Here is a 12,915-nt window from a genome sequence, read left to right as displayed (position 1 = left end):
ATGTCTCTTAAACGCCCAGCGTTTTGCTGATTGCTTCGATAACGCGGTCAGATTGGAACGGTTTCACGATGAAATCTTTAGCTCCAGCTTGGATTGCATCAATAACCATCGCTTGTTGACCCATCGCAGAGCACATAATCACTTTTGCGTTAGCATCAATTTTTTTGATTTCTTTCAAAGCTGCAATACCATCCATCTCAGGCATGGTAATATCCATTGTAATCAGATCAGGACGAAGCTCCTTAAACTTCTCAATTGCTTGTGATCCATCCTGTGCTTCGCCAACGACCTCGTATCCGTTTTTGGACAAAATGTCCCGGATCATCATTCTCATAAATGCAGCGTCGTCCACGACTAAAATTCGGTTTGCCATCTTGATTCAAGTCCTCCCTAAATTGTGCTTATTGTAATTTCTGAATTCGGTCCCATTGGCTTACGATATCTATAACACGAACACCAAAGTTTTCGTCGATTACGACAACCTCACCTTTGGCAATTAACTTGTTATTCACCAAAATATCGACAGGTTCACCGGCCAGCTTGTCCAGCTCGACAATTGAACCTTGTGACAGTTCTAAAATATCCTTAATTTGCTTCTGGGTCCTTCCTAATTCTACGGTGACTTTAAGGGGAATGTCCATCAATAAATTCAAATTGTTTTCGTCTACCTGGCCGAACGCCCCATTTTGCAAATTAGCGAATTGAACCGGTTGTACGTTTACATTCCTATTCGGCACACCGCCGTAATGCTGCGGTACACCATAAGGTTGCTGCGGAGGCATGCCATACGGCTGCTGTGGCGGCATTCCTTGCGGCATCCCCATTGGAGCCTGTCCATAGCCATTATAATCTTGAACAGGCGGCTGTTGTGCCTGTGACGGTGCCTGTTGCTGAACCGGAGGTTGCTCAGGGGCAACCGGTACTGCTGCTGGTACTGGCTCTGGAGTAGACGCAACTGGTGCACTAGCAGTAGACTCTTGAGCCCCTCCAATCAACATCTCTACCATTTCTTTGGCAAAATGCACTGGAAGCAGCTGCATAAGATTGGAATCAATTAGGTCACCAATCAACAGACGAAATGATACCTGGATCAACGTCTCATCTTCTGGAAGATTGCTGACTCCCTCACCACTTTCCATATTGAGAATATCAATTCCCGGAGGAGAAATATTCACGAAACGGTTAAAGATTGTGGACATGGAAGTAGCAGACGAACCCATCATTTGATTCATCGCTTCCTGTACTGCACTGATATGGATTTCATTTAGTTCTTCATCAACCGGATTTCCTTCGCCGCCAAGCATCAGATCAGCTATGACTTGAGCATCCCGTTTTTTGATGACTAGCGAGTTAATCCCTTCAAATCCATCCACATAATTCACATGTACTGCAACGTGAGGTTTAGGAAAGGCTTCATCAAACTGTGTCCGACTGATGATGGACACCTTAGGTGTTGTAATATCTACTTTTAGGCCCAATAGCGTGGACAAAGCTGTCGCCGCACTACCAAAAGTAATGTTACCAATTTCCCCCAAGGCATCCTGTTCCAGCTCGGTCAAAAAATCATCAACTGTTTTCTCAGCCGGTTCCGAACTGTTCATCGATTCCGATTGTCTGAGCAAAGCATCGATTTCTTCTTGGGATAAATAATCCTTACTCGTCAAATTCTTCAACTCCTTCGGTGACAATCTTGTCTATTTGCACAGCCACACGATCCTTGATCGTTCCCGGGCTACCCATGTACTTCAGCCTGTCTCCAACTTTAATGGACAATCCCTCATCAACGGGTTTGTTCAACGTAATGACATCGCCAACCGACAGACCCAAAAATTCAGCAATCGAAATTCTGGATTCTCCCAACTCCGCAACAACGGGTAATTTGGCTTTGTTCACACGCTCTTTGAGAGCATCATATTCTTCCGGAGCTCTCGTCTTTTTCTCCGAAACAAACCACTGATGAGTCGACAACCGAGACATAATAGGTTCAAGAACGACATGCGGGATACACAAATTGATCATGCCTGTGGTGTCACCGATTTTGGTACTCAGTGAGATCAAAGCAATGGTCTCATTGGGAGATACAATCTGCATAAATTGCGGATTGGTCTCCAGCGCTTCCATCCTTGGAGAAATATCCAGCACCGTCTTCCATGCTTCCTGCAAACTCTCAAACGCACGGCTGAAAATCCGCTCCATAATCGTCGTCTCAATTTCCGTCATCGATGCGATCTTTGTCGGTGCATTTCCTGTTCCGCCAAGCAGACGATCCAGCATTGCATAACCCACGTTGGGATGAACCTCCATCACCATCCGTCCCTGTAATGGCTCCGCCTCAAATATGTTCAATATCGTCATCTTCGGAATAGAACGGATAAACTCGTCATAAGGCAACTGTTCAACCTGAACGACATTGATCTGAACGAACGTCCGCAGTTGGGCTGAAAAATAAGTGGTGAGAAAGCGTGCAAAGTTTTCGTGAATACGGGTCAAGCTTCGAATATGATCTTTAGAAAAACGAACTGCCCGCTTAAAATCGTACGATCTAATTTTCTTTTGAGTTTCTTCCTTTTTCAATTCCTCGGCATCCATCTCACCAGAGGAAAGGGCAGCTAATAGGGCGTCAATCTCATTTTGTGATAATACATCCACCATGTTCTCACCCCCTTACAGATTTACAGCGTGTCCTGTTCATTACATTGGCGCCATCACAAAAGCAGAAAAACTAGTGCTGGCCAGCTTACCTTCTGGCAAAGCTTCATTAATAAGCTCGGTCAATTTTTTATTAAATTGAATGCGACCTTTCGCTGTTGCCAGCTCATCCGACTTGGTATCCGCAAAAGTCTGGATGATAATAGGCTTCACCGTGATTTCCTTGATTTTCTCAAAATCTTCTTTAGCCTTTTTGTCGGACAATTTGAAAGAAAAACTTACAACTACAATATGGTCTATATCAGCCAAATTGGTTTTAATTTCTCCAAGCTCTGAGGAAACTGCAACAATCTCATCCGCAGTCATCTTCTTCTCTGCAGCAGCGGCTGCCGTATGTGTATCATTCTTATTTCCGTTCTGTCCTGTCATAAATACAAACACAACCACCACAATCAGTGTTATAGCTAGCAAGCTTGTTGCAAGCCATGGCAACATCTTTTTCATCAGGACTCCTCCGTTTGCTGCACTTTAATAGTGGCTGCCTGAACCCCGATTTCACGGTTGTAATCTTTAATTTTGGAAATAACCTCATCGGCCTTCTCAAGCACAATAAGTCTCTTTCCGGTTACCAGAGTAATATACGTGTCTGGTGTCTCTTCGACAATTTCAACCATCAGCGCATTTAACCACATGGGAGAACCATTTAACCGCGTAACCGAAATCATGCTAAGCCCCCTCGATCAGAGTGGAGGAGCAAGCCCCCCCACGCATTAAAAATTGCTAATCAGTTATTAACGTTTCAGGTTAACAACTTCCTGAAGTACTTCATCGGACGTTGTAATAATCCGTGAATTCGCCTGGAATCCACGCTGAGCCACGATCATTTCTGTGAATTCACCAGTTAGATCCACATTGGACATCTCAAGTTGCCCTGCAATAATGGAGCCTGTTCCATTCTCAGCATCATTTGCTGTTAAAGAAACAAGTGCGCCGTCAGGATTGGCATTGGCAGTCATCCGGTAAAGGTTACCCCCTATTTTTTCTAGACCTTCAGGGTTGACCACTTTCCCAATCCCCAGCTGAGTTTCACTTTCGATTGTTCCATCAGCCATGGTCTGGTTAATCATACCGTTCTGGCCGATTGTAAAGGAAACGACATCATCAGCAATTGTGATTGGTGCACCTTCACTGTCTAAAACAAAGAGGCCGTCAGATGTAACCAGATTACGATCCGCATCTACGTGAAAATCACCAGCACGAGTTAGGAATGGAACTTCCTGATCCTCCGCCATCGCAACCAGAAAGAAGCCATCTCCATTAATGCGCAAATCTGTTGGATTGTTTGTTGTCATAGGACTTCCTGCAAGATGCAATGTGTCAATAGACCCTACAGAGACACCCAAACCGATTTGCTTCGCATTCACACCACCTGTTGGAGTATCCGTCGGTGCAGTCACCCCTGCTGTGGTCTGACTCATAATATCTTTGAACATGACACGGCTACCTTTAAAACCAACCGTATTCACGTTCGCAATATTATTACCGATAACATCAAGTTTCGTTTGAAAACCCCGCATCCCGGAAACGCCTGAGTACATTGATTTCAACATTTTTAAAAATCCTCCCAGCCTTAATTTGGTTACCGCGTCAGTCGGTCAGCGGCATTCCGGCTCCCGAGAAGGGCCAGCCGGTCAAGAAATGATTACAGCACTATCAATCTGGGTGAATACATTATCCTTCATGCTTTCACTATCCATGGCTGTAACGACAGTACGATTTTTGACATTAACGATAAAAGCCATATCTTTCATCAAAATCAAGGATTCCTTGGCTCCTTTGGCAGCAGCCTTATCCAGTGCAGTTCCAATCTGCTGCATCTGCTCAGTCTTGAGTTCAATACCGCGCTGTTCCAACCTTTTGGCAGCATGATTACTCAATTTCAGGAGGTTGTCTTCCAATACCTGTGCAAAAGGGCGTTCAGGTACATTAGACGTTTCTCCTGCTTTGGAGCGATTATGCAAATTCGGTGTAATTGGACCTGTATACAGTTGGCCTACTGTTATCCGATCACTCATAACGTGTTTCCGTTATCTTCAGGCTGTGCTGATGGTTCTTGTTCATTGGTTTCGTTCGTTTCAGCTGAATCTTCAGCGTTCTGAACAGGATTTTCATTTTCCTCAGCCTGTGTTGGATTGGTTACCTGAATAATTTCATCCAGCTTAATTTCGTCTTTGCCCACTTTTGCGTACTGAACACCATCTCGTACGATAATAGAATCCACAATACCTTGACGGAGTGTTCCGTTATCCTCTTTATTAGAAGAAAGCCAACTGATCTCGCGGCCAATCATGCCAGACACTGTCCCAAGAGACTGATTCAAAGTCTTGAGCTGAGACGAGATATTCACCAGTTGTTCTACCGAACTGAACTGAGCCATCTGAGCGATAAATTCCTTATCTTCCATTGGCTGCATCGGATCCTGATTTTGTAGCTGAGTGATCAATATTTTAAGAAACTGATCCTTGCCCAGCTCTTTTGTTGCAGCGCTTGTTGTAGCTTTATTCGCTGCCGAATAGTTAGGCCAGGTATTATTGGTAGAAATCGCTTCATTAGCCATATTTTCACCTCATTTCTATTTAAGCTTCTGCTGTAAACGTGTCTCTCCGCAGGTCGTTGCCTTCCTCATGTTCACTACGCCAGTTGCGCAATTCTTCCTGGAGAGTTGCTGTAGTTACAGCATCATCCGATTGTTCTTCACGTTCGCGTGAGCGACGTTGCTGCTGAGAATTGCTTCCTGGCTGGCGTCCCCCATCCTGGTACATTTGTGAACCAAGTGAGCTGTTCTGGGTAACTTCAAGTCGTTCCACTTGAATGCCTTGAGCTTGAAGCGAGCTACGCAGTTGCATCATTTGCTGTTCCAGCATGTCTTTCGCCATCGTATGCTCAGTCATAAACCGTGCAACCAATTGTCCGTTTTGCAAAGTAATTTGTACATCCAGCTTACCTAGATGCTCCGGACGTAGTGAGATAGTTGCCTCTGAAAAACCCTTTTGCTGCACGATATCCAGCTTGTTCACAACAAATTGTGTCATCTCTTTTGCAAACTGGGATGCTTGCATGACAGGTTCAGCCGGTTTACCGGCTGATGTACCTGATGAACGTAAGGACAACTCTCCTGCCGTAATAATACTTGAATGGTCCACTTCTCCTACTTCATTCGCTGTAGGTGCTGAATCCGTTTCAACTGAAACTTTAGGTCCAGTATTTGAAGCGGCCGCAACAAGAACTTGTGATGCCACTGAGTCTTGCTTGGACGTTTGATTTGTTGGAGCCACTTGCACAGACTGATCCTTAGCCACTGCTAATGTATCCAGAATGGATTTAAGTTCAGTCCACCCTTTGTTAAGACTGGTGTCAACGCCAGCATCTTGCAACTGATTTTGAAGAGATTGAAGCAGGTGCTTAAATTCTGGAGCGTTCTTGATAACAGTACTATCAGGCTCATTCATACTCGCAATTAACTGTGTGAGTACATCCTGTAATACAAAGCGCACTGCTGCTGGATGTTCCGCCAGATCAATTGCTGATGCTGCATTACCCGCTTCACTTGTAGGCTCATCAGAACCTTCGGCTTGAGTACCAGGATTAGCATCTAATTGAGCATACATCTGCTGAATCAGACTTTGTAAATCCCCTAGTAGTGACGGATCATTTTCCAAAGCTTCATCTAGCGAATCCAAATCTGCGAATAACGAACTCAAGATATCGGTGATCGATGTTTGTTCTCCATCTTCACTAGCTGCAAAGGTAAACATAAGCGGATTCGCTGTTAAGCTCCCTGCTGCAGCCGAGCTATTCTCCCCCGTTGCACCACCATTCAATGATTGGGCAAGAGTTTGTAGAAAATCACCGCTACCAGCAGTTGCACCTTTGGAACCAGTTCCAGCTGTCTGAGCTGCTCCTGTTGTCTTGGCGGATGATGTGGATGTCATTTGATATACTATCGACATTTGTTTTCACCTCCTCTCCTTAATAAACAGACGCTACTACTCTTACTTGTTACCCATTAATTTATTTAATATTTTTGCAGTTTCAACTGAATTTTCAGTCGACATATTTTCAAGCAATTGAGACCGTGTAGCATCATCTACAGAATTTAAAATGGTCAAGGTTTTGTCCGGACTCAGCTTATAAGTTTCGAGTAACAGCTTGGCTCCACTAGAGGCCGACATGGAAGCAAACGTTTGACTAAGCTGATTTTTATCCAAATTTTTGGAGTTAGTCGTAGATGCTGTAGATGTCGTTGCAGTTTCTTTCTTTAAGCGGGATTGCAGTGCATCCAGGGCCAGATCACCGGATGGTTTTGCATCCTTCATCATCATCGTGACATCAGCCGCTGTTTTTGGGTCCATTTTTTCCAGCACCTTGGTTCGTGCAGCCGATTGCATCGCACTCAGAAGCAGCACCATCTCTTCATTCGTCATATTTTGCAAAATCGGTGCGGCCTTACTGGGACTCATGTCCGCATACATCTTAGCCAAATCTTTAATTTGTTTCTGATAATCAGACTCGGTCTCTGGATTCCGCACAGCGGTTTCAACCGCTTTTTCCGCATCATCCAATTTCTTTTGCAAATCACTTGCTTTTTTCGCCTCTGTGGTCGTGGCATCCTTCGCTGCTTTAAGCTCTGTCTCTTTCTCGCTTAATTGTGCCTTCAGCTTATCTATTGTCGCTTCTGCACTCTCGACCTGCTGCTCGCTCTTCTCCAGTTTCTTTTTCTCCGGATCTAGCACAGGATCAGGCACCCAGTCCTTTACGATAGGAATTTTGTTAGCTACTCCAAGCAGGTTGTTGCGAATATCTACATTAAATAGAGTGAGCAAAACACCCAACAAAACCACAGTGAACACAATTGGGATTGAAATCATCAGAAACTTTTCCCAACCGCCGCTCGACTCTTTTTCCATATCTGTGTCTTTAACAGCCATTGTTCTTTCCTCCTTCACGAGACAACTTCGCGTCCGGCCACATCAATTCGCGCGTCCGGCTTTGGCAGCGAAGCGTACAGTAGCCATCTCGTCCAGATCGTTCTGTTCCCGGAGGAGCATCTCCTGCTGAAATTTGATTTTGGCCTTGTCTCTCGCCCCAAGCCATACTTTTTCGTCCATCATTTTGCCGTTCAGAAACGTCTGATTCCGTTGCACATTGACCTCAGCATGTCTGACATCACTACTTTTGCGTGAAATGCACTCGTCAAGGTGATGGACATAACGCTGCATCTCCTGCAAGCTGGATACGGAAGCCGTACTTTTCGTAGTGGATTGAATGACATCAATCAGTTCCTTTTTATCATTCAATAGTTGTAAAAGATGCTCTTCCTCAGTCTGAAGTTTCCCGATCGCTGTGGATAACATCCACTCCGCTTGCGTTTTTTCATTGCTTTTCAGGTCAACAACCTTCTGGAAATGATATCGAAATTTCATCGTTTACCCATTCATCTCCTTGCAAATTCAAGAATCAAACGTTCCTGCACTTCACTCAGCGTTACTTTTTCATCGACTTTCTGCCTTGTAAAATTCCAGATGCTATCAATCTGGTCTATCGATTCATCAATGGCAGCATTTGAACCTCTTTGATAAGCCCCAATGTTAATTAAATCCTCTGATTCCTTGTACACAGCCATCAGTCTCTTCATATTATTAACGGCTTCCAGCTGCTCTTCAGGAGCAATATCCTTCATAACCCGACTAATGCTCGCAAGCACATCAATGGCAGGGAAATGACCTTTGTTTGCGATGGACCGATTCAGTACAATATGACCATCCAAAATACCTCTTACCGCATCTGCAATCGGTTCGTTCATATCATCCCCGTCGACAAGGACGGTGTAAAAAGCAGTAATCGAACCTGTGGGTCCAGTCCCCGCTCGCTCAAGCAACTTGGGTAAACTCGCAAAAACAGAAGGAGTGTATCCTCTCATTGCAGGAGGTTCTCCCACGGCAAGTCCCACTTCCCTCTGTGCCATGGCATAACGTGTAACGGAGTCCATCATCAACATGACATTCATGCCTCTGTCTCTGAAATACTCCGCAATCGTAGTTGCGATGACCGCGCCCTTGATTCGAATCAGAGCAGGTTGATCAGAGGTAGCGACAATAACGACAGATCGTTCCAGTCCTTCCGGACCCAGATCCCGTTCAATAAAGTCACGAACCTCACGGCCCCGCTCGCCTACCAAAGCAATTACATTGACGTCTGCTGCTGTATTGCGGGCGATCATACCCATAAGCGTACTTTTACCAACACCTGATCCGGCAAATATGCCGACCCTCTGTCCTTTGCCAACCGTCAACAGACCGTCAATGGCTCTCACACCTACACTCATCGTTTCGAGTACCCGTGGTCGGTCCATCGGATTCACTGGCGTATTGGATGTGGAGTACATCGGCATTCTGGAGGGTAACAAGGAACCGTCCAAAGGTTGTCCCAATCCATCTAACACTTTACCAAGCAATTCTGATCCAACCTGAACCCCAAGTGGTTTACCCGTTCCGACCACATCACATCCAGGACCAATGGATTGAAGTTCACCGAGTGGCATGAGCAAAACTTTGTTATCCCGAAACCCGACAACCTCTGCCTGAAGTGGCTTGGCAGATTTTCCAGGGTAAATGTAACATACATCACCAATGCTGGCATCCGGACCTTCCGACTCAACCATAAGACCAATGACCTGAGTGACCTTACCGTTAATGCGAACGGGATCAAATTGCTTAAGATGTTCCATGTATCGCTGTGAGCTAAGAATCTTCATGTTGATTTTTTCGCCCCTCATCCTCAAGTGCTATGCGGATCAGTTCTTTTTTAATTTCAGCGAGCTGGGTATCAATTCTGGCATCTACGCTTCCAAACGACGACCGTATAACACATCCCTTATCTTTTACCGTAGCATCAGGCAAAATCTGCAATTCTGCCTGAGAGTCAATTGCCATAGCCAACTCTTCACGTGCAGCCTGCACAAAAGCAAATTGATCAGGTGCCACACATAAGGTGATCATCCCCTGTTCACGTTTGCGAGACAAACTCTGACGAATTAGTTCAAGCGTATGTTCTGGTTCAACCGAAAGTTGTTTGTCAATCACCTTCTCAGCGATACCACAGGCGAGATCCACAAGGAAAGGCTCTGCTTCCTGAATAATCTGATCTTTGGCAACGTAAGCTTCTTCAAGCACCCCGCGTGCTTCCTTCATCATCTCTTCGATCTTCACCTGGAGATCCAGTTCAGCCTGTACTTTGCCTTCTTCAAAACCCTGCTGGAAACCTTGTGAACGAAGCGCTTCAGTCAGATGTTCATCCTGCTGACGCTGCTCCTGCCACCAGCTATCTATCAGTTCTCGGGCTTCTTGAAGCAATCGCTCCGCTTCCTCCGAAGCATCACGTACCTGCTTTTCTGCAAACTCCTTGGCATCCTCCAGCATCTCCGCGGTAAGACGTTGTGTTTCTTCGTCCACGCGTGCCTGAAGCATCTCAGCTTCAGAACCTTCAGCACGTTCACCATCTAACTCCGCATCAGACTCCGGTCCACCATAATGATGATGATTTTCGAGTCGTTTGCGGTCATCAACCGGTACATACTGGAAAGATTTAATCAAATTAGACAATGATATCATCTCCTCCACCGCGAGCGATAATGATCTCACCAGCTTCTTCCAATCTACGGATCGTTCCTACGATACGGGTCTGAGCTTCCTCAACATCACGCAACCGAACGGGTCCCATGAATTCCATTTCTTCCTTGAATGTCTCGGACATCCGTTTCGACATATTCCGGAATATAGCATCCCGTACTTCTTCGCTTGCCACTTTGAGTGCCAACTGCAAATCTGCGTTGTCGATATCCCGGATAATACGCTGGATCGAACGATCGTCAACATTGACGATATCTTCGAATACAAACATGCGTTTTTTGATTTCTTCTGCAAGTTCCGGGTCTTGAATTTCCAACGAGTCGAGAATAGTACGTTCCGTACCACGGTCGACGCCGTTCAAGATCTGAACGATGGATTCGATACCACCCGCATTTGTATAATCTTGCGTAACAGTAGAAGATAATTTCTGTTCGAGCACCCGCTCCACTTGAGAAATGACTTCTGGAGACGTACTGTCCATAACAGCAACTCTGCGTGCTACATCGGCTTGCTTCTCTTGTGGTAACGAGGACAAGATTGCTGCTGCCTGCTCAAATTGCAGATACGATAATACCAGAGCAATCGTTTGCGGGCTTTCGTTCTGAATGAAGTTCAATATTTGATTCGGATCCGCCTTACGCGCAAAGTCAAAGGGTCTAACTTGCAGCGTAGCCGTCAAACGGTTAATAACTTCAAGTGCTTTTTGCGACCCGAGTGCTTTCTCCAGAATTTCTCTCGCGTACGTAATACCGCCCTGTGAGATATATTCCTGTGCCAAACAGATCTGGTGGAACTCAGACATAATCATATCTTTTTCAGAAGCATCCACTTTGCGAACATTGGCAATTTCCAACGTCAGTTGTTCGATTTCCTCGTCCCGCAAATGTTTGAAGATTTGAGCGGATACTTCCGGACCTAATGTAATCAACAAAATTGCTGCTTTTTGTCTTCCAGTCAAACCTTGACTGCTTGCCTTCGCCAATGCGTTCACCTCTATTCGTCAGCCAGCCACGTACGCAGCAGATTGACGAATTCGTCTGGCTTTTTCTTGGCCAAACTCTCCAATTGTTTGCGCACTTGACTTTCGTTCGTTACACTGTCCAACGTAATGGACGGAAACTCTGTTGCTACTGGAAGAGGAATGTCCTCTTCTTCTATTTCGTTTTGTTTGCGACGACGGCGCACTAACAAAATAACAACCGTTGCAATCAATGCTGCCACCAGTGCTCCTATGCCCCACATCATTCCGGTGGAAAGCTTGAAGCCTGTATTTGTTGCCGCAGCAGTCTGGAAACCTTGAGACATTACCGAAACTTTTTTGGCCAAGTCTGCGTCACTTATTACAGTGCCTGAGTCCGCCAATGATGCACGAACAATGTTAACCAAAATATTTTCAATTGCATCCTGAACCGGAGCTTGTAATTCTGTTTGTCCTGCAGGTGGTTCAACCGCGACGTTAATGGTTAAATCTTTTACAGTGTATGGACTGGAAACGATATCTTTAACAATTCGGTTGACATCGTAGTTTTTGGTGCTGGATGTTTCCTCCGAGGTTGAGTTTCCTGATGCATCCGATGATGGATAACCCGGAACTTCCTCTTGACCTGTGCCAGCAACACCGCCTGTCGGATTGCTTGCCCCAGTGTAACTCTTTTGAATCTCTTGCACACTAATCTCGATGCCTTTCATATTATCTACATCGACCGGTTCAACCAGGTTTTCTTTCCGTGTTTCCTTGTCAAAATTAAGCTTGGAAGCAACCAGAACATTGACGTTCTCGTCACCCACAATCTGTGAAAGAAATTGTTTCACATTATTGCGAACATCATTTTCGAATTTCTTCTGTAACGCCATGTTTTCTTGGACTTCAGAAGATAATCCCCCGCTACCACCTCGGGCCGTAGGAATCAGTTCCGCTTCATCCGTGTTCGTAATCGTTATGTTTTCAATAGGTAGATTGGGAATGGCTGTTTTGACCAAATTAAAATATCCATCTACCGCAGCCTGATTGGGGTGATAACCCGGTTTAAACTGCAGGGCCACTGATGCTGATGCTTTATCCTGCTCTTCTAGGCCAGCAAAGATATTATCTTTTGGCATATTGACCAGTACTTTAGCATCCTGTATGCCTTGCATCCGTTGAAGCAACTGCTCCACTTCTCCGTTCAATGCGTTGTTATACTTCACATCGAACTCTTTATCCGTCATCCCGATTGGAGATGATGACTCCTCAAAAGACTTATATCCTAATGAACCATTCTGAATAATTCCTTGTGATCCGATATTTACTTTTGCAATAGCAACATCCGTGCTCGGTACAGATATGGTCTTACCGTCTGCACTTAATTTGTATGGAATACTGGAGGAATCAAGATAACTAATGACGCCTGCAGAGTCACTTGCATTCAAATCCGTGAAAGCAACTTCATATTCCGTCTTTGACAATTGCATGGTTAGTACAACTGCAGCCAAAATTAAAAACAGGAATGTGGAAATAAATAATACTTTTTGCTTTTTGCTAAAACTATTCCAATACTGGGATGCCTTATCCCTGTATTGGGCAATTCTCTCATTCACT

At 45.0% G+C, this 12,915-nt stretch carries 15 protein-coding genes; all 15 read right to left on the bottom strand.

Going from position 1 to position 12,915, the window contains the following annotated elements; genetic code table 11:
• Positions 1-7: 7 nt before the first annotated feature.
• Positions 8-373 (bottom strand): response regulator, encoded by a 366-nt coding sequence (locus BLS14_RS01485; RefSeq protein WP_017689175.1) that lies wholly within the window; start codon positions 371-373, stop codon positions 8-10.
• Positions 374-401: 28 nt separating this feature from the next.
• Complete coding sequence (gene fliY, locus BLS14_RS01480; protein WP_072732403.1) at positions 402-1,664, bottom strand: flagellar motor switch phosphatase FliY; 1,263 nt, start codon at positions 1,662-1,664, stop codon at positions 402-404.
• Positions 1,654-2,652, bottom strand: coding sequence for a flagellar motor switch protein FliM (gene fliM / locus BLS14_RS01475; RefSeq protein WP_024630222.1), 999 nt, complete (start codon positions 2,650-2,652; stop codon positions 1,654-1,656). The genes fliY and fliM overlap by 11 nt, the downstream gene beginning before the upstream one ends.
• 39 nt (positions 2,653-2,691) lie before the next feature.
• Complete coding sequence (locus BLS14_RS01470) at positions 2,692-3,153, bottom strand: flagellar basal body-associated FliL family protein (RefSeq protein ID WP_090949110.1); 462 nt, start codon at positions 3,151-3,153, stop codon at positions 2,692-2,694.
• Entirely contained in the window at positions 3,153-3,374 is a 222-nt protein-coding gene (locus tag BLS14_RS01465) for a flagellar FlbD family protein (RefSeq protein WP_024630220.1), read from the bottom strand. The genes BLS14_RS01470 and BLS14_RS01465 overlap by 1 nt, the downstream gene beginning before the upstream one ends.
• A 66-nt stretch (positions 3,375-3,440) precedes the next feature.
• Positions 3,441-4,259 carry a flagellar basal body rod protein FlgG gene (flgG, locus tag BLS14_RS01460; RefSeq protein ID WP_063566404.1) on the bottom strand — a complete coding sequence of 273 codons (819 nt, stop codon included), beginning with the start codon at positions 4,257-4,259 and terminating at the stop codon, positions 3,441-3,443.
• Positions 4,260-4,340: 81 nt separating this feature from the next.
• Positions 4,341-4,724 carry a TIGR02530 family flagellar biosynthesis protein gene (locus tag BLS14_RS01455; protein WP_063566405.1) on the bottom strand — a complete coding sequence of 128 codons (384 nt, stop codon included), beginning with the start codon at positions 4,722-4,724 and terminating at the stop codon, positions 4,341-4,343.
• Positions 4,721-5,266 carry a flagellar hook capping FlgD N-terminal domain-containing protein gene (locus tag BLS14_RS01450; RefSeq protein WP_063566406.1) on the bottom strand — a complete coding sequence of 182 codons (546 nt, stop codon included), beginning with the start codon at positions 5,264-5,266 and terminating at the stop codon, positions 4,721-4,723. Before BLS14_RS01450 ends, BLS14_RS01455 begins: the two co-directional genes overlap by 4 nt.
• Positions 5,267-5,285: 19 nt before the next feature.
• Positions 5,286-6,659, bottom strand: a complete 1,374-nt coding sequence (locus tag BLS14_RS01445; RefSeq protein ID WP_063566407.1) for a flagellar hook-length control protein FliK — start codon at positions 6,657-6,659, stop codon at positions 5,286-5,288.
• 42 nt (positions 6,660-6,701) lie between these two features.
• Positions 6,702-7,637 carry a MotE family protein gene (locus BLS14_RS01440; protein WP_090949108.1) on the bottom strand — a complete coding sequence of 312 codons (936 nt, stop codon included), beginning with the start codon at positions 7,635-7,637 and terminating at the stop codon, positions 6,702-6,704.
• 42 nt (positions 7,638-7,679) lie between these two features.
• Positions 7,680-8,132 carry a flagellar export protein FliJ gene (gene fliJ, locus BLS14_RS01435; RefSeq protein ID WP_090949106.1) on the bottom strand — a complete coding sequence of 151 codons (453 nt, stop codon included), beginning with the start codon at positions 8,130-8,132 and terminating at the stop codon, positions 7,680-7,682.
• Positions 8,133-8,143: 11 nt separating this feature from the next.
• Complete coding sequence (fliI, locus tag BLS14_RS01430) at positions 8,144-9,463, bottom strand: flagellar protein export ATPase FliI (RefSeq protein ID WP_053783794.1); 1,320 nt, start codon at positions 9,461-9,463, stop codon at positions 8,144-8,146.
• Positions 9,450-10,310, bottom strand: coding sequence for a FliH/SctL family protein (locus BLS14_RS01425; RefSeq protein WP_090949103.1), 861 nt, complete (start codon positions 10,308-10,310; stop codon positions 9,450-9,452). The genes fliI and BLS14_RS01425 overlap by 14 nt, the downstream gene beginning before the upstream one ends.
• Complete coding sequence (gene fliG / locus BLS14_RS01420) at positions 10,303-11,319, bottom strand: flagellar motor switch protein FliG (protein WP_063566412.1); 1,017 nt, start codon at positions 11,317-11,319, stop codon at positions 10,303-10,305. The genes BLS14_RS01425 and fliG overlap by 8 nt, the downstream gene beginning before the upstream one ends.
• An 11-nt stretch (positions 11,320-11,330) precedes the next feature.
• A complete protein-coding gene (gene fliF / locus BLS14_RS01415) occupies positions 11,331-12,914 on the bottom strand; it encodes a flagellar basal-body MS-ring/collar protein FliF (RefSeq protein ID WP_090805399.1) in 1,584 nt (527 codons plus the stop codon).
• Between the last annotated feature and the right edge of the window lies 1 nt (position 12,915).

This window comes from Paenibacillus sp. OK060, assembly GCF_900101205.1.
GTDB lineage: Bacteria > Bacillota > Bacilli > Paenibacillales > Paenibacillaceae > Paenibacillus > Paenibacillus marchantiae.
This window is presented reverse-complemented; position numbering and strand designations above follow the sequence as displayed.

Coding starts and splice junctions, on each gene's coding strand:
- flgG (WP_063566404.1), bottom strand. CDS start 4,259: ATGTTGAAATCAATGTACTCAGGCGTTTCCGGGATGCGGGGTTTTCAA.
- BLS14_RS01465 (WP_024630220.1), bottom strand. CDS start 3,374: ATGATTTCGGTTACGCGGTTAAATGGTTCTCCCATGTGGTTAAATGCG.
- BLS14_RS01450 (WP_063566406.1), bottom strand. CDS start 5,266: ATGGCTAATGAAGCGATTTCTACCAATAATACCTGGCCTAACTATTCG.
- BLS14_RS01455 (WP_063566405.1), bottom strand. CDS start 4,724: ATGAGTGATCGGATAACAGTAGGCCAACTGTATACAGGTCCAATTACA.
- BLS14_RS01470 (WP_090949110.1), bottom strand. CDS start 3,153: ATGAAAAAGATGTTGCCATGGCTTGCAACAAGCTTGCTAGCTATAACA.
- BLS14_RS01440 (WP_090949108.1), bottom strand. CDS start 7,637: ATGGCTGTTAAAGACACAGATATGGAAAAAGAGTCGAGCGGCGGTTGG.
- fliJ (WP_090949106.1), bottom strand. CDS start 8,132: ATGAAATTTCGATATCATTTCCAGAAGGTTGTTGACCTGAAAAGCAAT.
- BLS14_RS01445 (WP_063566407.1), bottom strand. CDS start 6,659: ATGTCGATAGTATATCAAATGACATCCACATCATCCGCCAAGACAACA.
- fliI (WP_053783794.1), bottom strand. CDS start 9,463: ATGAAGATTCTTAGCTCACAGCGATACATGGAACATCTTAAGCAATTT.
- fliM (WP_024630222.1), bottom strand. CDS start 2,652: ATGGTGGATGTATTATCACAAAATGAGATTGACGCCCTATTAGCTGCC.
- BLS14_RS01485 (WP_017689175.1), bottom strand. CDS start 373: ATGGCAAACCGAATTTTAGTCGTGGACGACGCTGCATTTATGAGAATG.